Below are 22,349 nucleotides of genomic sequence, written 5' to 3' on the forward strand. Positions count from 1 at the left end.
TGTGCTTCGAGTGTGGGGCGCCCTATCTGAGGGCCGCTCCGGATGGGCCTCATTGCAGAGCGGGGCGCCTCACGCGAAGGCAAGCCTCCCACTGACACCCAGTCGCCGCACCCGTCGGTAGTGTGCACAGTTTTTCAGTTTGCGTGGGCGACATGCCGACGGCGCGCTGGCACGACGTAGCGGTACAGGGCCACGAAGATCAGCCAATCGTTCCTGCTATCGGCCTCGTGTCAACGAGCGCCGCCGAGGCTTGATGCACGCGCTGATGCGAGCCTTCGATGAAAACAGCTTCCTCGCCCACGCCAACGGAGACGGCTCCGGCTACGTCCATTGGCCAATGGTCCGCTGACGACGCGAGCTCTCTTGCCCGAAAAACGGATGTGCAAAAAAGCCGCGTCATCTTCGGTACCACTTTGTTCGTAGTCTTCGTGTGTGCGGCGTTGCTGGTTATGAATGCATGGCTGGTCGTTCGCGCTCGCACGGCGGAAAACGAGCAGATCGCGCGGGCGAACACCAACCTGGCGCGCGCGGTCAGCCAACAAATCGAAAGTACCGTCGCCCTGGCCGAGCACATCAGCTCGGGCCTCGTCTTCGAACTCGAGCGTTCGGACATTACGCCTGACACGCTGCAACGTCTGCAGCCGGTCCTCGTGAACCATACCTCCGAAGTTCAAGCCATCAGAGGACTCTTCATCTACGACGAGCAAGGCCGCTGGCTGGTCCATTCCGAGGCCTCTGCGGCCGGGTCACGAAACAATTCGGACCGCGAGTATTTCATTCATCACCGAATCAACCCGAGTGCGCGGACCCTGATCAGTGGCCCCATCGTGAGCCGCTCTTCCGGCGAGTGGGTGATCCCGGTGTCCCGAAGGATCAACGACCCGAACGGAAACTTCGCCGGTGTGGTGCTGGTCACGCTCAGCGTCAAGCACCTACTGGCCGTGCTGGACCGTTTCCAGATCGGCGAGCAAGGAGCGATCGCGTTGTTCCGGACCGACCAGCTCCTGGTTCGCAGGCCCTTCAGAGAAGCCGACATGAGCAGGCGCAATACGGACTCTCCGTTGCAGCAGCGTTTCCAGGCCTCGCGTTCGGGCACCGTCGAGGGAAGATCGGCGATTGACGGCGTGACCCGGATCATCAGCTTCGAGCACCTGCTGGACTATCCGCTCTTCGTGACCGTCGCCGCGGGCAAGGACGAGGCGCTGCGGGAATGGAAATCCGCATCGATTTATCAAACGACCTGGGTCGTCCTTTTGTGCTTGATCATTGGAGTGTCAGGACGTTATCTGATCCGATCGATGCGCAGACGGCTGGTGGCTGAACTCCATTTGCGAAGCGCCCGGGACGCACTGACGGAGGCCAATGAGCGCCTGGAACATCTCGCTCAGGAAGACGGGCTGACGGGTCTGGCTAACCGCCGCTACTTCGACGCCCGCCTGGTCCTCAACTTCCAACAGGCACTGGAAAGCCAAATGGCGCTGGCGGTCGTCATGGTCGATGTCGACGAGTTCAAGAAGTACAACGATCTGTACGGCCACCTTGAGGGCGACGAGTGCTTGCGGCGGGCCGCCCAGGCGCTGCGCTCGGCGGTGTGGCGCTCAGGCGATCTTGTAGCGCGCTATGGCGGCGAGGAAATGGTTCTGCTGTTGCCCGCGACGGACGCCGACGGGGCGCTCGAGGTCGCGCAAAGGGCACGGCTGGCAGTGGCCGATCTGCAAATTCCTCATGCAGCGACGGGCCGAGGCATCGTCTCCGTCAGCCTTGGCGTAGCGGCCTGGGTTCCGCAGCCCGGCAGCACGCCGTTTGAACTGTTGAAAGCCGCGGACGAGGCGCTCTATCTTGCCAAAGAAGGGGGGCGGAATACGGTCAAGGTGCACGGTTGACCAGCTTCCAAAGGCACCCGTGCGCGAGACTCGCAACCATGACGGAGCAGACGGGAAAAAGCCCGCGCGAAGCGGGCCTCCTCCAAAGGAAAGCTGGCATGCTCGATTTCTTGCGAGTACTCAATGGGCAACACGGCAGCACTTTCTCGGAGCGTCCCTGCCTGTCGCGCACCCCAGGCGCAGGGGGTTAGGCGCGCGCTGCGCGTGCCTCGTTGCGCAGGTCACGGATCTGATCATGATTGCGCTGCGCGGCCTGCGCTTGTGACTGCACCACCTGGCGTGCATCCTGGGGCAACGGCTGGCGCAAAGCCTTGCGAAAGCGCGCGACTGCGGCGTCCTCGCCGCGCTCGCATTCCTCGAGGATCGACAGCTCGCTGTTCGCACCCACCGCGCCCTTGAGGTGCACCCAGCCCCGGTGCAGCGCGCCCGAGGCGGTGCCACCGTCCGCAGGCTCTCCGCCATAGGAAATCACCAGTTGGGAGAGTTGCGCCGCGGACTCGCGACACTGCGCGGCACGCGTCGCGAACAGTTGCTTCAGCCGGGGAGATTCCACTTCTTCCGCGCAGGTGCGAAATCCGGCCTCGCCGTCGCGCACGTTCTCGATCACATCGTTCAGCACGTCGACCACCTCATCGTTCGATAGCGGATCGCCCTCGGGAAGCGAGGTGTCCTCGTCACGCATGTAGAGCCGGTCGGCGCGCTCCCATGCCGCATGCGAGGCAGGCCGCGCCTGCTCCCACGTGAGCGACGAGGTGCCGCGGCGTGCTTCCCACTCGCGGGCTAGCGACGGCTCGACGGCCGCGAAGGAGTCGTCCAACGCCGCACGGCGGTTCCAGCCGAGTTCATAGGCGGGCGCATAGTGCTCGTAGCTCAGGCCCGGCTCGTAGTAAGGCTCGCGCGTGTAGACGCCTTCCCAGTGGCTGTGTTCGACGGTGGGATTGATGCGCTCTGCAACGGCCTTGCCACCCATGCCGCCGGCCACGGCACCCACGAGCATGCCGGCGACCGCACCTGCCGGTCCGCCGACGGCACCGACAGCGGCGCCGGCGAGGGCACCGCCCGTGGCCCCCGCGCCCGTGCCGACGGGGTGCGAGCCCGGCTCACCGGTGATGGGGTCGAGGTTCAGGTCGTAGCGCTCGGAAGGGGTCTTGGCTTGGGTCACGGGCATTCCTTGGATGGTTTGGTGGTTGAGGTCGGGCGAGTTGTCAGCCTTGTTTGGGAGCATCATTCGCTCCCCGCCGTTGGCACAAGGTGGGTGGATGGCGCGGCGTGCTGTAGTCCAACCCGTTGGGGTGGCCAATGCATCATCTGGCGGATGAATTTCGCCACGCTCGTGGCCGGTGTGCACTTGGGCGGGGCGCTGCCGCTCCGCGCGACGGCTGCGTGCCCCAATACAACATGAATGCGGCACACTGCCGCTCATCCATTACCTCGATCACCTCGAGTTCCCAGCCCGAAGCGCCTATAGTGGCCACTGAGCCTCCGACGCACGAGCTGCTGGCCTGCCCCATCGCTTCGTGCACTGGCCAAGAAGGTCTTCATGCACCGTTTTCTTTCCAACAACCGCCACGAACTGATTGCTCGGTGCAAAGTGAAGGTTGCACAACGCCCCTTGCGGGCGGCGACCGACAAGCAACTGGCCCATGGTGTGCCCATGTTCCTGGACCAGCTCGCGAGAACGCTCGCCGCAGAAGAAGACGACGAGATGGACGTGAGCATCGCCATTTCGGGGCCTTCTGGGGGCGATACGCTTGCCCTGTCCGAAATAGGCGTGAGCGCCACCGCCCACGGCAAGGAACTGCTCAATCTGGGCTACACCGTGGACCAGGTCGTTCATGACTACGGCGATCTCTGCCAGGCCATCACAGACCTCGCATTCGAACGGGATGCACCATTTGCCGTGGCCGAGTTCCGTACGCTGAACCGCTGTCTGGACAACGCCATTGCGGACGCCGTCACCGAGTTCAGCGCTCAACGCGATGCGCAGATTTCGGTGCAGCAGATCGCAGGCGAAAAGCAGCGGCTGGGATTCCTGGTTCACGAACTGCGCAACTCGCTCGGAACCGCCACCCTCGCCGTGCGGGCGCTCGAACTGGGCAACATGGCGATCAGCGGCGCAACGGGCGCGGTCCTGAAGCGAAGCCTTTCCACGCTGGGGCTGTTAATCAGCAGGGCCACGGCCGAAGTGCGGGGCGAAGGGGCCGATCAACGCCAGACTTTCTCGGTGGCCGCGTTCATTGCGGATGTCGACCTGGTGGCGCGGCTCGATCTGGCGCGCAAAGGCGCAGTCTTCGAGGTGCGGACCGTGGATCCCTCGCTGGCGATCATGGCCAACCGGGATTTGCTTCATGCGGCGCTGGCCAACCTGCTACAGAACGCCTTCAAGTACACCCAGGAGAACGCCATGGTGACCCTGAGCGCCTACGCCTCGGGCGACCAGGTCCTCATCGATGTCGAGGACCATTGCGGAGGATTGCCGCCAGGCGGCGCCGCAAAGATGTTCATCCCCTTCAGGCCCAACAACGACAGCCGGGCCGGTCTGGGGCTTGGGCTCTCCATCGCTCGTCAAACCATCGAAGCGGACTATGGAACGTTGACGGTCCGGGACGTGCCGGGCTCGGGCTGCGTCTTCACCATCAGCCTTCCTCTGCACTCTGTCCAGTAGGTAGTGGGCGGGGCTGGCCCTCTCATGCAGAGCGGCCCATGGTGGATCTAGAACTCAAACATCCTATCGCCTTGGCCAGCTAGTTCATCGCGTTTCGAGCATTTTCAATCTGCTGCTGGAGAGCAGCGCCGACCACCTGAAGCACCAGGCCATCCACGATGTACTGACGAGACTTCCGAACCGCGCGCTGCTGGAAGATCGCCTCAAGCAGGCCATTTCGTATGCGGACCGATACGGGCCGTTGATGACGGTGGTGTTCATCAACCTGGACGGCTTCAAGCTAGTCAATGACAGCCTTAACCACAAGGCGGGCGACGAATTGCTGAAGGTCATGGCCGAACGCATGAGCCAGTGCCTGCGCAGCGTGGCACCGTCGTGCGGACAAGCGGCGATGAATTCGCAAACTTCTTTGTACGGCCGGCCCGGCGAGGGGGCACAGGTCGCGGCGGCCCCGCAAAGACTGCTACCATCAAGAAATAAATACACTAACGGCAAACCGAGCGTACCAACCACACCTCAACGCATGCGCCATTTACCAACACTCGCCGGCAACAACGGAAAAACAAATCCGTCGCCGTTAGCGTATTTTTATGACGTCTCTTCCGCTCTTTTCTGAACCTTCGGGCGAATCCCACCAAGCCGCGTTCGACAGGTGGCTCGCGTCCCAGCAGGAAAACGGGGCCTTGCGACAGCCCTCGTCCATCGCGGTCTACCGGGACATGTGGGGCAGTTTCACCGCCTGGTGCCTCGGCCAGTCGCCCGCGGTGACGTTCGCGTCGCTGGACACCAGCGATCTGTCGGCCTTCCAGCAGGCTCGCTTTGGCATGAAAAGCGACGATCTGTCGCTGTCACCGCGTTATGCGCTGCGCCTGCTCCGGCTGATCGACCGGGTGCTGCGCCACCATGCGGCGGCCCAGGGAATCGCCGCGAACACGGCTGCATCGGAATGGATAGCCACCCAGCCCGAGGTTCGCTATGCCGATTCGGCGCGGGCGGATCCCCTGCCGGAATTTCTCTCGGTCTCCGAAGCCAGGCACCTCATCACCTTTCTCTCGAGCGCAAGGCCCCGGCCCGGCGACAGGCATGGACAAGCCGCGCTGAGCTGGCAGGCCTTGCGAAACCGAGTGGCCGTCGCCTTGCAGCTGGGCGCGGGACTCACGCCCGGCGACGTTCGCGTGCTGCGGCTGAACGCGCCCACGTCGCAGATCGCAGGTCGGCGCGACCGTCCGTGGAAAGTTGCGGTGCCGGGCAACGGCAACTCACCGGCACGCGAGGCACCGATTGCGCCCTGGGCGGGCGAGTTACTCCAGCACTGGCTGAAAGTGCGGGCCGAGGCGCAGATTGCGGGCGAATTCCTGTTTCCGGCCACGCGCACCGGCAAGGCGTGGAGCAAGGAAGCACAGTATGTGGCTGCCAAGCAGGTGCTCGAAGATGCGGGCATTGATGCCGCTGGCGGCGGCTCGTTCCTGCTGCGCCACACCTTCGCGCTGCGGCAGCTGCGAAGAGGCGCCAAGCTTGACCAGGTGGCGCGCTGGCTCGGCATTGAGCCCGAGGCGATGGGCAAATATCAGCGCGTGCTCACGGGCCCGGCCGAAGTCATCTGAGCGCCGGCCGGCGGCTCTGCACCGGCATCAGTCGACAAGCGCGCGCTTGACGTCTTCCTGGAGACTGCGCAGATGTGCGCGCATCGCCGCGCGCGCCCTTTCGGGATCCCTCGCGCGCAATGCCGAGATGATCTCGCCGTGCTCTTCATGGTTTTCACGCTGGCGGTGCAGCGGGCTGTGCAGCCGGAACAGGCGCGCGTTCACGCGCAGTTCCTCGACCAGGCGCGGCAGCACCACATTGCCGCTGGCCGATGAAATGAGTTGATGGAACCGATCGTCGAAGTGCCAGTGCTCGATCTCGTCGTGCACCCCGGCGTCGAGCGTCTTCAGATCGGCGTCCAGTTCGTCGAGCTGCGCTTCGGTGATCTTGTCGACGGCCAGTACGATGGCCTCGCACTCGATGATCTCGCGCGCCCGCATGCAGTCGAAGTATTCCTTGGTGCCCAGCGCGCGCACCGCGTAGGAACGCGCGTCGCGGCGCACGAGCAAACCTTCGCCGGCGAGCCGGACGAGCGCCTCACGCATCGGCGTGCGCGAAATCCGCAGATCGTCCGCGAGGCGGCCTTCCTGAAGCGGACTGCCCGCCGAAATCTTGCGATCGAGGATCAGCGTGCGCAAGCTCGCGTAGGCCTGCTCGGCCAGGCTCGCGGAGCGGACTTCGAGCGGCGCGATGGTAATTGTGGCTGGCTGAGCCGGGCTGGGAAGGCTTGGCATGCGGGAGAAGTTGATTGCCACGAAAGGTGGGGAAACGCCTGGAAGGCCAGCCGCGGCGGGGCTGAAAGCTTCACAGCCATTTGGCGAGCGGATTCTCGGCGTTGGGCGCGCGAGGGCGCAGGCAGGGCTGGAACTGCCCCGCACCTGCTTCCGCCGAGAACACGCCATTTTCCCATACCACCCGTCCCCTCGAAAGCGTGATTCCCGGCCAGGCGCGCATCTTCATGCCCTCGTAGGGCGTGTAGTCGGCCGCATGGTGGAGCATGTCGTTGCGGATGACTTTTTCGTGGCCCTCGCCGAACGTGTCCCACACCACCAGGTCCGCATCGCTGCCGACCGCGATCGTGCCCTTTTTCGGATACAGCCCGTAGAGCCGCGCCGGGTTGGTGGACGTGAGTTCGACGAAACGATGGACGTCGATGCGCCCCGTCAGCACGCCTTCGCTCATCAGCAGCGGAAGCCGGGTTTCGACACCTGGAATGCCGTTGGGAATGCGGTCGAAGGACGCATCCTCGCCGGCCACGCGCTTGCCGTCGCTGCCATGGATGTTGAAGGGCGCATGGTCGGAAGAGAAGATCGTGAAAAGGCCGCTCGAAAGAGCGTTCCAGATGAACTGCTGGTTGGCCTTGTCGCGCGGCGGCGGGCTGCAGATGCAGCGTGCGCCGTGCATCGGATCGTCGGGGTCCACCCCCAGGTCTTCCGCGCTCAGGAATAGGTACTGCGGGCAGGTCTCGGCATGGATCGGCAACCCGCGCCCGCGCGCCCAGTGAATCTGCTCGACCGCCTCGCGGCCCGAGACGTGGACGATCAGGATCGGGGTATCGATCAGCTCGGCCAGCGCAATCGCGCGGTGCGTGGCTTCGCGCTCCACCGCCATCGGCCGCGAGCTCGCGTGATAGCGCGGCGCCGTCAGCCCGGCATCGAGCAACTGCTCGGTGAGCCAGGCGATGCAGTCGCTGTTCTCGGCATGGATCATGGTCATCGCGCCGTGCCGGCGCGCCACCGCGAGCACCTCGATGATCTGCCGGTCGGCGAGCTTCAGGTCGTCGTAGGTCATGTAGATCTTGAACGAGGTGTAGCCCTTCTCGATCAATGCCGGCAGCTCGCGTTGCGTCACGTCCTTGGTCGCGTCCGCGACGATCAGATGAAATGCATAGTCGATCACCGCCTTGCCTTCGGCGCGCCGGTGATAGTCGTCGACAGCTTCCTGCATGCTGCGCCCCTTCTGCTGCGCGGCGAACGGCAACACCGTGGTGGTGCCGCCGCAGGCCGCCGAGCGCGTGCCTGTGAAGAAGTCGTCCGAAAAGCGCGAGCCGTCGCTGGTCGGCTGGTCGAAGTGGCAGTGGCCGTCGACGCCACCGGGCGTCACCAGCCGGCCGGCCGCGTCGATCTCGCGCGTCGCGCTGCCGTCCAGTCGATGGGCGATGGCGCTGATGCGCCCGTCGCGCACACCGATGTCGGCGCGGTAGCGGTCGCCCACGGTGGCGATGTCGGCATTGCGAAGAATCAGGTCGTAGGAGCTCATCGTCGGGTTCCGGTCAACGTTGTTCGAGCACCGCATCGCCCACCACCGGCGCGTCGGCGGCGGTGGCGCCGTTGCGGTAGGCGCGGCCGTAGTGGCGCTCGATGCGGCGCTGGATGAAATCCCACGCCGTGGTCATCAGTAGGTAGTAGATGGCGGCGACGATGAACAGCTCCAGCACCATGAATTTCTCCTGGATCAGCACCTGGGTACGGCGCAGCAGTTCTTCCATCGAGATCACCGAGGTGATCGAGGTGGTCTTGAGCAGACCGTTGATGCTGTTGCCCAGCGTCGGGATGATCAGCCGCATCGCCTGCGGCATCACGATGTAGCGCATGCTCTGCGCACTGCTGAAGCCCATGGCGCGCGCCGCGTTGGTCTGGCCCACCGGCACCGACTGGATGCCGCCGCGCACCACCTCCGCGAGGTAGGCGGCCTCGTTGAGGATCAGCCCGAGCAGCGCCGACTCGATCACCGACATCTTGAGCCCGAGCTGCGGCAGTCCGGTGTAGATGATGATCAGCTGCACCAGGAGCGGCGTGCCGCGGAAGACCCAGATGTAGAAATGCGCCGGTGCCACCAGCCAGCGGTGGCGCGACAGGCGGGCCAGGGCCAGCGCACATCCGACGACCAGGCCGCCCGCGATCGACGCGAGGGTGAGCCAGAGCGTGGTGAGCGCGCCCTTCAGGATGTACGGATTGAACAGGTAGTCGGCAAAACCCGACCAGCTCCAGCCTTGTCCCATGGACTTTCCCTCTCGAACTCAGTGGTGGTGCGGTGCGCTCAGCTGGCGGGGCCCTTGACGACGACGGCACCGTCGATCGCCTTGACGCCGTATTGGTCGAACAGCTTCTGGAAGCTGCCGTCGGCCTTCATGTCGTTGAGTGCCTTGGCCATCGCAACCGACAGCTCCTTGTTTTTCGCGGCCAGCGCCACCGGGGTGGGGAACAGGCCGCTCAGCACGCGGTCGAAATCGCCGCGCTTCTGGTACTCGGCACCGGTGGAGTCGATCGACAGCGCCACCTCCACCTGCCCCGCGCGCAGCGCCTGGAAGGCCATCGCGAAGTTCTCGAAGGTCCGGATGGTCATGCCCTTCATGCCCTTGTCGGTCAGCTGCTTGTCGAGTTCGCGCGCCTTGCGCTCCTCGAATCCGCCGAGCTCGACGCCGATGCTCTTGCCCGACAGGTCCTCGGGCTTGCTGATCTTGAGCGGGTTGCCGCGCGCGGTGCTGATGCTGATCGCCTGGTCCTCGTAGGGCAGCATCTGCATCAGCTTGGCGCGCTCGTCGGTGTAGAAGATGCCGGTATTGATCACATCCCAGCGGCCTGCCTGCAGGCCGGGAATCATGGCCGAGAACTCGATGCGCACGTATTCGGGCGTCAGGCACAGGCGCTTGGCAATCGCTTCACCAAGTTCCACCCGCATGCCCTTGAGGGTGCCGGTCTGGTCGACGAACTGCATCGGCGGCAAGGTCGGGTTGACCGACATGATCAGGGTGCCCTTCTTGATCAGCGCCGAGTCGGGCACCGGCGACTTGCAGGCCTGGGCGTTCGCGATGCCCATGCCGAGGATGAAAAGAACCGTGGCCGACGTGAGAGCGGGAAGCAGTTTCATGGTGGTTTCCTGGTGGAGATGGAGCGAGGCAAGAGATGGGAGATTGAAGGGACGGGCGCTGCTCAGGCCTTGATCGAACCGAGCAGGCCGAGGCGGTCGAGCTCGCGCCGCAGGTCGATGGCGTCGGCTTCGGGCAGCGGCAGGCGTGGCGCGCGCGGCTGGCCGACCGGCAGGCCCATCATTCCGAGTCCGTGCTTGGAGGCCGCGACATAGCGGTGGCCGCCGACCCAGCGCACGATCGGCAGCATTTCCTTGTAGAGGGCGAGGGCCGCGGGCATGTCCTGCTCGTCGGCGACCAGCTCGAACAGCCGCGCCGACATCTTCGGGATCAGGTTCGAGCAGACCGCGACCCAACCCTGCGCGCCCAGCCAGAACGACTCGTAGCCCAGGATGCCCGCGAACACCGTCATGCGGTCGCCGCAGAGCTCGATGATGTCGCGCACGCGCGTCACCTCGAGTGTCGATTCCTTGATGTACCTGCAGTTGTCGATGCGCGAGAGCCGCGCCACCAGTTCCGGCTTGAGATCGACGTTCGCCGTGGCCGGGTTGTTGTAGACCATGATCGGCACGCCGATCGCCTCGCCCACCTTGCGGTAGTGCGCGAACAGTTCGTCGTCGGTGGGCGTGCTGTAGAACGGCGGAATGATCATGACGCCGTCGGCGCCCATGCTCTCCGCCTCGCGGCTCAGCCGCACGCACTCGTCGGTCCACTCGGCGCCGGTGCCGATCAGCACGGGCACGCGTTTTGCTGCCGTCTGCACACAGGTCTCGATCACCAGCTGCCGCTCCTCGGCCGTCAGCGACAGGAATTCGCCGGTGCTGCCCAGGGGAATCAGCCCGTGGATGCCCTCTTCGATCTGCCAGTCGACGAGCCTCTTCAGGGCCGGCACGTCCACCTGCTTTCCGTCGGCGGTCATGGGGGTGATGAGCACCGTATAGGTGCCTCGAAACGCTGTCATTCCAGTCCTTGTTGAAAAAATTGGGGCGACGAAGTATTTGTATACGTTCAGTATACGTATACATTAGGCCATGTCCAAGTGGTTTTTTGCTTCGCACCTGTTTCAATGAGCGCCAGACTGACCCATCCCTCCATCGCTGCCGGCGGACGCCCGATCCGCTTCTGGTACGACGGCCAGCCCGTGGACGGTCTCGAGGGCGAAACCGTGGCTGCCGCGCTCGCGGCCAGCGATCTCCGGCAGATGCGGCACACGCAGGGCGGCGAACGCCGCGGCCTGTATTGCGGCATGGGCGCCTGCTTCGACTGCCTCGTGACGATCGACGGCCGGGCCAGCCAGCGCGCCTGCCTGACAAAGGCCGCGGACGGCCAGCAGATCCGCTCGGCCATGCCGGCGGGGACGCCTGCGGATCCATTGACGCCGCTGGCACCCGACGCGGCAGCCCGGCCGCTGGCGCGCGAAGTCGACGTGCTGGTGGTCGGCGCCGGCCCGGCCGGTCTCTCGGCGGCGCTCGCGGCCCGGCGCGCGGGTGCCGGCGTGCTGGTGCTCGACGAGCGGCTGCAGTCCGGCGGCCAGTTCTTCAAACCGCTGGCACCGTCGCACCAGGCCGCAACACCGCCGGACCGGCAGTTTGCGGACGGCCTGGCGCTGGAGCGCGAAGTGCTCTCCGCCGGCGTCACGATCCAGCAGGACGCGCAGGTCTGGGCCGCGTTTTCGCCGCACGACGTCAGCGCGCTGATCGACGGGCAGGTCACCCACATCCGATGCCGGCAGCTGGTGATCGCGCCGGGTGCCTACGAGCGGCCGGTGCCCTTCCCGGGCTGGACGCTGCCGGGCGTGATGACCACCGGCGCCGCTCAGACGCTGGCGCGGGCCTACCGCGTCGCGCCGGGACAGCGCGTGGTGATCGCCGGCAACGGACCGCTCAACCTGCAGCTGGCCGCGGAACTGATTGCCGGCGGCGCCCACGTCATCGCGGTGCTCGAATCGGCGGGCCGCCCGTCCGCGGGCGACTGGCGCCAGCTGCTCGCCGCCGCCCGCACCGCGCCCGATCTGCTGCGCCAGGGCTGGGGCTACCTTCGGGAGTTGCGCGCCCACAAGGTCCCACTGCTGTGGGGCCATGCAGTGGTCGGCGCCGAAGGCGCGGCCGAGCTGCAGGCGGTGCAGGCCGCGCGGCTCGATGCCCATGGCCGTGCCACACCTTCCCCGGCGCTGCGCTTCGAGGCCGATACGCTGTGCCTGGGCTACGGCTTCATCCCCTCGACCGAGCTGGCGCGCATGCTCGGCTGTGAACACCGCCTGGCCGACCGGCACCTGGGCTACCTCGCGACCGTGACGGGCACCGACGGCGCCACCAGCCTGCCCGGGGTGTTCGTGGTCGGCGATGGTGCCGACATGGGCGGCTCGCGCGTCGCATTGGCGCGCGGCACGCTGGCGGGCGCGGCGGCGGCACGCAACATCGGCCTGACCGCCTCCGAACCGCCCGGCGCCGGGGACCGGTTGCGCCGCGCCGAGCGCTTCCAGCAGGCGCTGTGGTCGCTCTACCGGGCGCCGCCCGTGGCGCTGGCCACGGTCAGCGACGACACGCTGCTGTGCCGCTGCGAGGAGATCAGCTTCGGTTCGGTGCGCGAGCAGATCCGGGCCGGCCGCGACACGCTGGCCGCGCTGAAGCGCAACACGCGGCTCGGCATGGGCCGCTGCCAAGGCCGCTATTGCGCGGTCACCGCGGCCAGGTTGATCGGCGAGACGACTGGACGCCCGACCGCGGTCGAGCAGTACTTCGCGCCGCGGCCGCCGGCCAGGCCGGTGCCCGCGGGCGCGCTCGGCTTCGAGAAGCCCGAATGGGGCGGCCACAAGCCGGCGATCACGCCGAACCTCGCGCGCCCTGTGGAGCGCGCGCCCTTTCACATCCTCCGCACCGACGTGCTGGTGATCGGCGCCGGCGTGCTCGGTTCCTGCCTGGGGTACTACCTGGCGAAGGCCGGCCAGGACGTGACGGTGGTCGACCGCGACGACATCAATCTGCAGGCCTCCGGCGCCAACGCGGGAAGCCTGCATGTCCAGCTGCTGTCTTTCGACTTCGGCGTCAAGGCGCAGCAAGGTGGCGGCCCGGCCGCGGCCACCCTGCCCCTCGGCCCGATGTCGGTGCGGCTCTGGCAGGAGATCCAGGCCGATTGCGGCGAAGAAGACCTCGAGATCAAGATCACGGGCGGGCTGATGGTGGCCGACAGCGAGGCCGGCATGCGCTTCCTCGAGGCCAAGGCCGCGCTCGAGCGCAGCCACGGCATCGACGCGCAAGTCATCGACGGCGCCGAACTGCGCCGGCTCGCACCCGCGCTATCCGGAAAGCTGCTGGGCGCCGACCTGTGCCCGATGGAAGGCAAGATCAACCCCCTGCGCGCGACCTATGCGGTGGCCTCGCGGGCGCAGCAGGAAGGCGCGCGCTTTCTGCGCGGCTGCGACGTGATGCGCATCGAACGCCGGCCGGGCAGCGGCGCCGGCTTCGTCGTTCACACCTCGCGCGGCACCATCCACGCAGGCCGCGTGGTGAACGCCAGCGGCGCCTGGTCGAGCACGGTCGGCGACATGCTGGGCATCAGGATACCGGTCAAGGGCGCACCGCTGCAGATGATCGTGACCGAGCCGGCACCGCCGCTGGTCAACCACCTGGTGGCACATGCCGACCGCCACCTGAGCCTCAAGCAGGCGGCCACCGGCGGCCTGCTCATCGGCGGCGGCTGGACGGCCGCCTTTCACGAGGGCATGCGACTGAACCGCGCCGAGCGCGACAGCATCGAAGGAAGCCTCTGGGTCGCGCGCCAGGTGCTGCCGGCCGTGAGCGGGCTGCACATGGTGCGCTGCTGGGCCGGCATGAACGTCAACATCGACGGCGCGCCGATCATCGGCGGCGTATCCGGCCTGCCCGGCTTCTACAACGCCGTGACCTCCAACGGCTACACGCTGGCACCCATCACCGCTCACCTGGTGGCCGACCTGATCGTGCGCGGCCGCACCGACATCGACATCACTCCTTTCCACATCGACCGCTTTCTTTGACGCCATGACAGACCTTTCAACCGCGCGCGACACGCTGCGCCAATTCATCGACACCCATTTCGACCATCAGGTCCAAACCCTCGCACGGCTGGTGCAATGCCCCTCCGACAACCCGCCCGGCGACTGCGCCCCGCACGCCGAACTCACGGCCCGGCTGCTCGAGGCCATGGACCTGAAGGTCGAACGCCATCCGGTGCCGGCCGCATTCGCAGCGCAACACGGCATGCGCAGCGTGACCAATCTGATCGTGCGCGAGCGCTTCGGCGACGGGCCGGTGATTGCACTCAATGCACACGGCGACGTGGTGCCGCCCGGCTCAGGCTGGAGCGGTTCGCCCTACGGCGGCGAGGTGCGCGACGGCTGGCTGTACGGCCGCGGCGCCGCGGTCTCGAAGTCGGATTTCACGACCTACGCGTTCGCGATGCGTGCGCTCAAACAGTTGCAGTCATCGGGCGCGCCGCTGGCCGGTACGGTCGAGCTGCACTTGACCTATGACGAAGAAACCGGCGGCATGACCGGCCCGGCATGGATTCTTTCGCAGGGCCTGAGCCGGCCGGACTACGTGATATCGGCCGCCTTCTCGCATCACGTGGTGGTGGCGCACAACGGCTGCCTGCATCTGGAAGTGACGCTGCGCGGCAAGTCCGCGCATGCGGCGAGGCCCGACACCGGCGTCGACGCGATCGAGGCTTCGGCGACCCTGCTGCCGGCGCTCTACCGCTATCGCGACCAGCTGGCGCAGCGGCCCTCGCAAACGCCGGGCATCACGCAGCCGACGATGGTCGTCGGCCTGATCGAAGGCGGCATCAACACCAACGTGGTGGCCGACGCGCTGAGCCTGCGGATCGACCGCCGCATCGTGCCCGAAGAAGTGCCCGAGGACGTCGAGGCCGAACTGCGCCAGGTCATCGAGCAAGCCTGCAGCAGCCTGCCCGGCATCTCCGTCGAGATCCGGCAGATCCTGCTGGCCCGGCCTTTCGCGCCCGCCCCCGGCGCACAGGCCTTCGCGGAGCTGATGTGCCGCGAAGCCAGCGCCGTGATGGGCAAGCCGGTCACGCCGATCGGTGTGCCGCTCTACACCGATGCACGGCTTTACAGCGAAGCCGGCATTCCGACCGTGATGTACGGCGCCGGCCCCGCGTCGCTGCTGGAAGCCAACGGCCATCGCGCCGACGAGCGCGTGCCGCTCGATGAACTGCGCAAGGCGACCGTCGTGGTCGCCAACACGCTGCTGCAACTCCTGACCCAGCCGGAGCGATCACTGCTCGGGCCGACGCCATAGCCAGATCGCGATGGCCGCCATGAAGAGCGGCGCGCCGATCTTCACGGCGACGGGTGCGCCGGTGGCAAGCAGCACAAGCGCGCTGAAGGTCATCATCACGGTCGCGGTCCACTTCGCGCGGCGCGGCACCGCGCCTCTTTCCTGCCATCGCCGGATGTACTCGCCGTAGCGGGGGTGTTCGAGAAGCCAGCGCTCCAGCGCCGGCCAGCCGTGGCGTGCCGCCCAGGCGGCTGCGAGCAGAAAGGGCACCGTCGGCAGAACGGGGAGAAAGGCGCCGATCAGGCCGAGGGCGACAAACACCAGCGCCAGCACGCGCCAGAGCAGCCTCGCGACCGGACCTTTGGGCCGCATCAGGACGCGTGCACTCCGAAATGATCTGCGGGGAAGTGCGAAGCGGGCATCGGGGGATGGTAAGCCAACGGTCCGCCCGGACGATGCGCTTCAAGCGGCGTCCGGGCCGCCGTCCTGGTTCCAATAGCCGCCGTTCATCAGGCTTTCGCGCACCATGGCGCGGGCGCGATGCAGCCGGCTCTTCACCGCTTCCACGCTCAGCCCCAGGCTTTGCGCCACTTCGGGGGCGGTCAGCTCCTCGACGTCGCGCAGGATCAGTGCAACGCGATAAGCCTCCGGCAGCGCAGCAATCGCCTTCGTCAGGTCGAGGCGAAGATCGGTCGGGATCGCGGGCGCGGCCAATTCGTCGGCAAGCGGCTCCGACGACAGCCGGTCCTTGGAGGCGCTGCGCCTGAAGATCCGGTAGCACTCGCGCTCGATGATCCGGAACAGCCATGTGGCAAAGGCGGCCACGGTCCCGAGCGTGCCGATCTTCCGGTGCAACTGCCACAGCGCCACCTGCACCGCGTCTTCGGCGTCCTCGCTGTTGGTGCAGGTGCGGCGCGCAAAGCGCTTGAGATCGGGTTGGCATGTGCGCAGAAGCTGCGACAGCGCCCGCTCATCCCCCGCACAGGCAGCCTCGATCAGCGGCGCGGATGCGCGGATCATTTCAGCGACCCAACGGCCCTGCGGCCGAGCATTGCGCAGGCAGGGCAGAACCCAACGACGGCCGTGCCTCCCATCATGGCCGCAACGGCAAAGCCCAGCACCTGGAGCCCTCCGGGCGGCAAAAAGTAGAAGGCGCCAAGCGCCGCCAGAACGCCCAGGCAAAGGCGGATCACTCGTTCCCAGGCTGGGATGTTGCGTTTTAGATGAAACACGTTGCAGCTCCAAAAGATGTTGACCCTTGCATGGAGGGCCGCGCGTGGTCCAAAGGATTCAGCCATTGAAAAGAAATTTACCGGTCCCTTCGAGGAAGCGCGCGGCTCCGCCCGAATGAGTGTCGCAACGACACAACGCCCATTTCTGTGACTTATTACCGAAGTTCCCATTTGCAGGCGTTTCATTCAGAAATGAGAACTTAATGTCTCACACAAATGTATTTATTTAGTTACACTCGACCTGCCTCCCGCCCCATCCATTAGCCCTAAAGCATTCATTTTCATGAAAAACCTACTTCTGATCGCCGCAGCAGCCGCCATCCTGGCGCCCTTCGCCAGCCAAGCCGAATCGAACTTCGTGACGACCACCGGCTCGACGTCACCGGCCGCCAGCGCCAAGCTCGACTTCAAGATCGTCGTTCCGAAGGTGCTGTTCCTGCAGGTCGGCACGGGCTCCAGCATGACGGACAACACGACGGTGGATATGGTGACGTTCACTGTGCCCGCCAACGGCATTGGCAACGGCACTGCGGTGGCAGGTACCGGCGGCAACCTCTCCGGCGGCGCCGTCACGGTTCGCGTACTCGGCAATACTGGCAACGTCGTCCTGACCAATGCGACCTCGGGTCAACTCAGCAATGGCGTCAGCGGCAATCCGACCGTGCCGTGGACCGACATCACCGTGACGGCCGACGTATTGGCGACGACCACGACCGGCTACACCAACGCCGCAATCGCCCACCCGCCGTTCAACAACGGCGCGACCGGCGGCGCGTCGGCAACGCCCACCACGCTGACTGCGTCGGGCGGCCTCGTGCGCCGCGAAGGCAGCTGGACCTTCGCCTATGCCAACACCTCCGTGATGCCAGCCGGCACCTACGGCGACACGGTCGCAAACAACGGACGCGTGACCTACACCGCGACCGCCCCCTGAGCTCCAGCAGAACCTCCAAATAAATAAGCGCGGCTTCCAACCCTCGATGACCGAAGGCGGACCGAGTCCTGCCTTGGCGATTCGCTGAGAACGAGCGGCATGAAATCTTTGTCATTCCGGATGCGCCGCGCCCTGCTGGGGCTCGCCGTGGCGTGCGTCGCCTGGCTGCCCAGCGCACACGGCTTCACGGTCGGCATCACCGCCGGGCAGCGCGCGTTGTTCCTTCAGGTGGGCGTGGGCACCATGTCGGGAGGGTTCTTCAACAACGGCGGCACGCCGGGCGACAACTCGACGGTCAACACCGCATCGGTCACCGTCCCGGTGGCCCAGCTTGGGTCGGGCGCACCGCAGCTCATGACGACGGACAGCACCGTCACGGCCAGTCCCTGGGAAGGGGCCGCCTTCTGCAACTCGCCCGCCACCACCGGACAGGTGTACGTGGGCGGCTTCTTCCGCCGGCCCGGCCAGGGGGCCGGAGGCAACGAAGCCATACTGAGCGTCACTACGCCGGCCGCCCTGACCAGCGGCAACGGCGACACCATTCCGTTCAGCAGGATTGCATGGACCTCTTCGGGTAACGGCGACGCCACCGCGACCATTCCGAGCGGCACGTTCGTTAGCGGTGGTACGCAGACCCTGCTGACCGTCAGCCGCAACACGTGGTTCGAAAGCTGTCTCGCGTTCAGCTACCTCAATACAGAGATCGTCCCGGCCGGCACCTTCACCGGCAGGGCGACCTTCACGTTGACCGCCCCATGAGAGTCCAACGCACGCTTGCCATGCTGGCCGGCCTGTTGGCCCTGGGCGCAATGCTTCCCGCCGCTGCCGCCACCTATCGCATCGACGACACCGGCACCTTTGCGAGCCAGCCGGTCACGCCGATGCGCTGGCGCCAGCTGGCACCCGGCCGCGCCGGAGACCACACGGTGGAAGGCCGCGTGCAAGTGCAGCTGCGGCTCAATCTGTCGCAATGGGTCAGCCGGCCCGCGCGCATCTACCTGTCGCTGGCGCCGACCGACGGCGAGCAGCTGGTCGCCACCTGGCGCACGCAGGGCCGCCTGCTTCCGGGCACGGTCCGCGGCGGCAGTCGCACGCTGGTGTACGAGGGCGTGGTGCGCGACTCTTTCCTGCAGGAAAGCATCGTGGTCGATCTCACGGCCGACGGCCGCAAGGTCGAGCACGCGCAATCCCTGCAATTCTTTTTCGAGATCGAGGTATCCCCGTGATGCGCCGAGTCGCACTTCTTTGCCGTGGCCGCAGTGCGGCTATTTTTCTGCTTGCAGCCCTGATGATGGGCACAACGGCGCAAGCGCAGTTTTCGCTTGCCGTGTCGCCGCCGCGCTTCGAACTGTCGACCAAGCCCGGCGAGCGCGTGCGCGAAGTGATCGAGCTCACGCACCGCGACACGCCGAGCGGCGGCTACAAGCTCAAGACCGCGGACTGGACTTTCCGCCCCGATGCCTCGGTCGACTTCAGCGACGAGCTGGTGCCGGGCAGCTGCCGGCCCTGGGTGGCCATCGAGCGCCGCGAGCTCAGCATCACCTCCGGACGCCCCTACCGCTTTCGCTTCGAGGTGACGCCGCCGGCCGACGCGCCGCCCACCGAATGCCGCTTTGCGGTGCTGATCGAAGGCCAGCAACCGGCCACGGCCCCGGGCGTGCCGATGGCGCTGGGCGCGCGCATCGGAGTCATCGTCTACGTGGCCGTAGGCGACGTCGCACCGGTGCTGGAACTCGTGGGCACCTCGGTGCGAACGGTCGACGGGCGCCCCACGCCCATGCTCAAGATCCGCAACACGGGCACAGCCCATGGCCGCCTGGCCGGCTTTCTCTCGGGCACCGACGCGGGCGGCACGGCACTCGAGCTGCAGGCCGGCACCACGCCCATCATGCCCGGCGAAACCCGGGAAATCGCGCTCGCGGCCAACAAGCCCGGCGACACCGAAACCACCGTCGCGGTGCGTTTCCCGATCACCATCGCCGGCAAGCTGGAGTGGGGCAAGAGCGGCTCGCTGCCGATCAATCAACGCTTCGCTCCATGAAGCGCTGGCTCCGTTACGGCGCCCTCGGGTTGTGCGGCGCGGGGCAGGTGCTGGGCGGCACATCCGCAAGGGCGCAGCCGGAGGCGGCGCAATACATCGATCGCGTGCTCGACGACAGCCCGCAGGCCGCGCCGGTCGACGAGCCCCAGACCCAGGGTACCGGCTGGCCGCGCGGCTGGACCGTCGAGGGGCAGTCCACCCGTCAAAGCGGCGCCACGCGCACGCAGAGTAATTCGCTGCTGTTCTCGGGTTACCTCGACACGCCCGACTACGGCACCTTGTCTGCCAACCTGAACCTGAACCGCGATTCGGTGCCGGTGAGCGGCATCGCGTTGTACGGCACCACCGGAACGCCGCTGACGCAGGTGCCCTATACCTACCGCAGCGGCAGCACCTGGCGCATCGACCAGCGCGCCATGCCTTTTGACGGCGGCTGGTTCGGCAACAACAGCATCGGCAACATCAACATGGCGAGCACGCCGCTCGCGCGCGGTGTCGGTCGGGTCTACCTGCCCAGCCTGCCGATCGAGGGCGCCTCGCTCAGCATCGAGCAGCCCGGGCGCACCACGCTGAATGCCTCAGCCGGGCGGCTTGGCTATTTCGACGGCATCTCGTCCCAGGGCTTCTCGTCCGGACGGGGCACCGCGGCGGGCGCCGGTGCACAGACCCAGCTGAGCGGCAGCGACGGCCCTTACGCGCTGGGCCGCACCGATGCGGCGGTCCAGATGGTCGAGACCCGCAACTTCAACGCCAATGGCGTGCCCGGCTTTGCGCAGGACACGCGCTCGGTGTGGAGCGCCGTCTCGTGGCAAGGGCAGGCGCCGTGGGCCGATTCCGTCGGCAAAGGCTATGGGGGCGTCGGCGAGCGCGTGGGCGGCCTGCGGGTCCAGGCCAACCTGGCGCACAGCAACGGGCAGCCCTCTGACGCCTCGTCGCGCGCGGCGCGCGATTCAGCCACCGGCGGCTGGGTCGACGCAACCTGGCGCACGCAGCTGATGCAGCAGAGCGCGACCGTGTTCTATTTCCAGCCCTCGCTGCGATGGGGCGGCGATTCGCTGCCGAGTGACCTGCGGGGTGCCTCGTGGCGCGGCGACGTTTCCACCCGCCAATGGCAACTGGGCGGCAACATCGAGGTAAGCGACAGCGTGAGCGGACTCCAGCGCCGCTCGCTCTACGGCAATCTCTTCGGCCGCTTTCGGCTGGACTCGCGCGACTCGCTCTCCGGCAACGTGGCCGCGCGCACCGGCAACTATGCGGCGCAATCGGCACAGTTCACCTGGGAACACAAGTCCGACTGGGGCTACAGCCAGTGGCGCACCGACGTTGCACACGGCACCGACCTTCGCGTGCTGCGCACCGGCATCGATCACGCTTGGCGTGTCAGCGAGGACCAGACGCTCTCGACCTCGCTGGCCTACGAGCAATCGCGCCAATCCGGCGTCGATGCGCGCACGGTGCACTGGGGGGTGCTCGGCACCACGCCGCTGGCCGCCGGCGCCCGGCTCGACCTGAGCCTGCGCGGCAGCAACGGCATCGGCGACACCGATTCGCGCTTCTTGAGCGCCAACGCGCGCCTGAGCTGGCCCCTCGGCCTGGGCTGGTCGTTCATTGCCCAGTACGCCGCCGCACGCGGGCAGGAGTCGCTCAACCCGGCCGTGGTGTCGGCCCTGACAACGGCCATGCAACAAGCCGTGCGCGTGCTTCCCTCCAACCGCTCGTTCATGGTGGCGCTTCGCTACGAGAGCCGCGCGGGCGTGGCCAGCGCCCCCATCGGCGGCCTTCCCGGCGCCGGCGCGGGCAAGCTCGAGGGCTATGTCTTCTTCGACCAGAACAACAACGGACTGCGCGAAGCCAGCGAAGGCGGTGTCCCGGGCGTGACGGTGGTGCTCGACCGCGGCTACGTGGCCCGCACCGATGCCCAAGGCCGCTACAGCTTCCCCTCCGTGGCCGCCGGCAGCCACCAGATCGAGCTGGTTCAAGACAACCTGCCGCTGCCCTGGAGCAGTGCCGGTTCCCCGTCGCGACGCGTCAACGTCTACGTGCGAGACGCCGCCATGACCGACTTTCCTATCCAGAAAGACCATTGAATCCGACGAAAGGCAGTTGCGCTTTCACCCCCTGCTGTATTTACTTGCTCTGCCGGTCTTCATTTTTGAAGCTTTCCGCCGATCAACGAAGGCCGGTCATCGCCGAGATGTTTCCAGCCCAGTGTTTTTCGGGGGGAAAGCCTTATGTCCGGAAGCAGGTTGTCTGCGGGGGTGTGCCTCAATGGCGCCCTGTTCGCATTGCTTCTTCTTCTGCCGCCCGTCTGTGCGGCGGAGAGCATGCTCGGGCGCGGCACAGCCACAGGCCAGCTGGGCTTCAAGGTCGTCGTGCCGCCGGTGATGCGCGTGTTGCAGGTCACGGCCCTGCAGGACGGCTACGAGTACCGCATCTGGACCAACACCAGATCCGCCGTTTTCAACGGCCGCGAGTACCGCTTCTCCAGGGTGGGCGAGTACACGCTGAAAGTGCCTTCGTCCCCGCAGGGGGTGTACCTCGTGCACGGTCTCTGAAATCGGCCGCGCGCGGCTGCAAGCGCCGGCCGGCGCTGGGCTGACACGCAGCATGGCGACCTCCTATTGGACCCGCATGTGCGTGAACTGCGGACATGGCCGGCTCGTGTTGCAGCACGACGTCACCTATCGCCGGGTCTATGCGCACTGCGAAGACTGCGAAATGGGTTGGCTGCGCGCGGCCGAGCAGGCCGACCCTGACAAGGGGTTCCTCACGCTGCTCGGCGATTTCGGGTTCGTCGACGCGAGCTTCGAAGAGATCGCTCAGTCTGAATGGGTGGATCATGTCTGCGGGTCATTCGACAAATGAG

The 22,349-nt window shown here is 66.5% G+C and carries 22 protein-coding genes; 13 read left to right on the forward strand and 9 right to left on the reverse strand.

The genetic code is table 11. The annotated features are described in order from the left end of the window. Positions 1–278 precede the first annotated feature (278 nt). A complete protein-coding gene (locus J2X92_RS21105; protein ID WP_307578412.1) occupies positions 279–1,883 on the forward strand; it encodes a GGDEF domain-containing protein in 1,605 nt (534 codons plus the stop codon). A gap of 187 nt (positions 1,884–2,070) precedes the next feature. Here the strand turns inward: J2X92_RS21105 and J2X92_RS21110 are convergent, their stop codons facing one another. After that, on the reverse strand, positions 2,071–3,045 hold the full coding sequence (locus J2X92_RS21110; protein WP_307578414.1) for a ferritin-like domain-containing protein: 975 nt from the start codon (positions 3,043–3,045) through the stop codon (positions 2,071–2,073). A gap of 378 nt (positions 3,046–3,423) precedes the next feature. On the opposite strand from J2X92_RS21110, the gene J2X92_RS21115 reads away from it, so the two are divergent. The 3 genes from J2X92_RS21115 to J2X92_RS21125 all read left to right on the forward strand — a co-directional run bounded on the left by J2X92_RS21115 (position 3,424) and on the right by J2X92_RS21125 (position 6,152). Beyond that, positions 3,424–4,548 carry a sensor histidine kinase gene (locus tag J2X92_RS21115; RefSeq protein WP_307578416.1) on the forward strand — a complete coding sequence of 375 codons (1,125 nt, stop codon included), beginning with the start codon at positions 3,424–3,426 and terminating at the stop codon, positions 4,546–4,548. Between the two features lie 190 nt (positions 4,549–4,738). Continuing rightward, positions 4,739–5,164: a diguanylate cyclase domain-containing protein gene (locus J2X92_RS21120; protein ID WP_307578647.1), complete on the forward strand. Its 426-nt coding sequence runs from the start codon at positions 4,739–4,741 to the stop codon at positions 5,162–5,164. Between the two features lie 67 nt (positions 5,165–5,231). After that, positions 5,232–6,152, forward strand: a complete 921-nt coding sequence (locus J2X92_RS21125) for a tyrosine-type recombinase/integrase (RefSeq protein WP_307578418.1) — start codon at positions 5,232–5,234, stop codon at positions 6,150–6,152. 27 nt (positions 6,153–6,179) lie between these two features. On the opposite strand, the gene J2X92_RS21130 is transcribed toward J2X92_RS21125, so the two are convergent. The 5 genes from J2X92_RS21130 to J2X92_RS21150 form a co-directional block, all read right to left on the reverse strand. After that, positions 6,180–6,866: a GntR family transcriptional regulator gene (locus J2X92_RS21130; protein WP_307578420.1), complete on the reverse strand. Its 687-nt coding sequence runs from the start codon at positions 6,864–6,866 to the stop codon at positions 6,180–6,182. 70 nt (positions 6,867–6,936) lie between these two features. Then, positions 6,937–8,391 (reverse strand): dihydropyrimidinase, encoded by a 1,455-nt coding sequence (gene hydA / locus J2X92_RS21135; protein ID WP_307578421.1) that lies wholly within the window; start codon positions 8,389–8,391, stop codon positions 6,937–6,939. 13 nt (positions 8,392–8,404) lie between these two features. Beyond that, positions 8,405–9,133 (reverse strand): amino acid ABC transporter permease, encoded by a 729-nt coding sequence (locus J2X92_RS21140; RefSeq protein ID WP_307578423.1) that lies wholly within the window; start codon positions 9,131–9,133, stop codon positions 8,405–8,407. Between the two features lie 38 nt (positions 9,134–9,171). Continuing rightward, positions 9,172–10,002, reverse strand: a complete 831-nt coding sequence (locus J2X92_RS21145; protein WP_307578425.1) for an ABC transporter substrate-binding protein — start codon at positions 10,000–10,002, stop codon at positions 9,172–9,174. Between the two features lie 62 nt (positions 10,003–10,064). Beyond that, positions 10,065–10,961, reverse strand: coding sequence for a dihydrodipicolinate synthase family protein (locus J2X92_RS21150; RefSeq protein ID WP_307578428.1), 897 nt, complete (start codon positions 10,959–10,961; stop codon positions 10,065–10,067). A 105-nt stretch (positions 10,962–11,066) separates the two neighbouring features. On the opposite strand from J2X92_RS21150, the gene J2X92_RS21155 reads away from it, so the two are divergent. Both J2X92_RS21155 and J2X92_RS21160 read left to right on the forward strand, forming a co-directional pair. Beyond that, the gene (locus tag J2X92_RS21155) at positions 11,067–14,015 is read left to right on the forward strand and encodes an FAD-dependent oxidoreductase (protein ID WP_307578430.1); all 2,949 of its coding nucleotides are present in this window, start codon (positions 11,067–11,069) and stop codon (positions 14,013–14,015) included. Between the two features lie 4 nt (positions 14,016–14,019). Continuing rightward, positions 14,020–15,297 (forward strand): M20/M25/M40 family metallo-hydrolase, encoded by a 1,278-nt coding sequence (locus J2X92_RS21160; RefSeq protein WP_307578432.1) that lies wholly within the window; start codon positions 14,020–14,022, stop codon positions 15,295–15,297. Here J2X92_RS21160 and J2X92_RS21165 read toward each other — a convergent pair. From J2X92_RS21165 to J2X92_RS21175, 3 genes are all read right to left on the reverse strand, one after another. Further along, entirely contained in the window at positions 15,274–15,648 is a 375-nt protein-coding gene (locus J2X92_RS21165; RefSeq protein WP_307578434.1) for a YbaN family protein, read from the reverse strand. The genes J2X92_RS21160 and J2X92_RS21165 overlap by 24 nt on opposite strands. A 90-nt stretch (positions 15,649–15,738) precedes the next feature. Continuing rightward, positions 15,739–16,296, reverse strand: a complete 558-nt coding sequence (locus tag J2X92_RS21170; protein ID WP_307578436.1) for an RNA polymerase sigma factor — start codon at positions 16,294–16,296, stop codon at positions 15,739–15,741. Next, complete coding sequence (locus J2X92_RS21175; RefSeq protein WP_307578437.1) at positions 16,293–16,574, reverse strand: YgaP family membrane protein; 282 nt, start codon at positions 16,572–16,574, stop codon at positions 16,293–16,295. Before J2X92_RS21175 ends, J2X92_RS21170 begins: the two co-directional genes overlap by 4 nt. Positions 16,575–16,791: 217 nt before the next feature. On the opposite strand from J2X92_RS21175, the gene J2X92_RS21180 reads away from it, so the two are divergent. The 7 genes from J2X92_RS21180 (at position 16,792) to J2X92_RS21210 (ending at position 22,348) form a co-directional block, all read left to right on the forward strand. Continuing rightward, positions 16,792–17,442, forward strand: a complete 651-nt coding sequence (locus J2X92_RS21180; RefSeq protein ID WP_307578438.1) for a hypothetical protein — start codon at positions 16,792–16,794, stop codon at positions 17,440–17,442. 99 nt (positions 17,443–17,541) lie between these two features. Next, entirely contained in the window at positions 17,542–18,201 is a 660-nt protein-coding gene (locus J2X92_RS21185; RefSeq protein ID WP_307578439.1) for a hypothetical protein, read from the forward strand. Beyond that, positions 18,198–18,668 carry a hypothetical protein gene (locus tag J2X92_RS21190; protein WP_307578440.1) on the forward strand — a complete coding sequence of 157 codons (471 nt, stop codon included), beginning with the start codon at positions 18,198–18,200 and terminating at the stop codon, positions 18,666–18,668. The genes J2X92_RS21185 and J2X92_RS21190 overlap by 4 nt, the downstream gene beginning before the upstream one ends. A 62-nt stretch (positions 18,669–18,730) precedes the next feature. After that, on the forward strand, positions 18,731–19,483 hold the full coding sequence (locus J2X92_RS21195; RefSeq protein ID WP_307578441.1) for a hypothetical protein: 753 nt from the start codon (positions 18,731–18,733) through the stop codon (positions 19,481–19,483). After that, positions 19,480–21,570, forward strand: coding sequence for an SdrD B-like domain-containing protein (locus tag J2X92_RS21200; RefSeq protein ID WP_307578442.1), 2,091 nt, complete (start codon positions 19,480–19,482; stop codon positions 21,568–21,570). The genes J2X92_RS21195 and J2X92_RS21200 overlap by 4 nt, the downstream gene beginning before the upstream one ends. A gap of 237 nt (positions 21,571–21,807) precedes the next feature. Beyond that, on the forward strand, positions 21,808–22,038 hold the full coding sequence (locus J2X92_RS21205; RefSeq protein WP_307578443.1) for a hypothetical protein: 231 nt from the start codon (positions 21,808–21,810) through the stop codon (positions 22,036–22,038). 52 nt (positions 22,039–22,090) lie between these two features. Continuing rightward, the gene (locus tag J2X92_RS21210; protein WP_307578444.1) at positions 22,091–22,348 is read left to right on the forward strand and encodes a hypothetical protein; all 258 of its coding nucleotides are present in this window, start codon (positions 22,091–22,093) and stop codon (positions 22,346–22,348) included. Position 22,349 lies beyond the last annotated feature (1 nt).

Origin of the sequence: Variovorax paradoxus (genome assembly GCF_030811855.1) — a bacterium.
In the GTDB taxonomy this organism is placed as follows: Bacteria; Pseudomonadota; Gammaproteobacteria; order Burkholderiales; family Burkholderiaceae_C; genus Variovorax; species Variovorax paradoxus_L.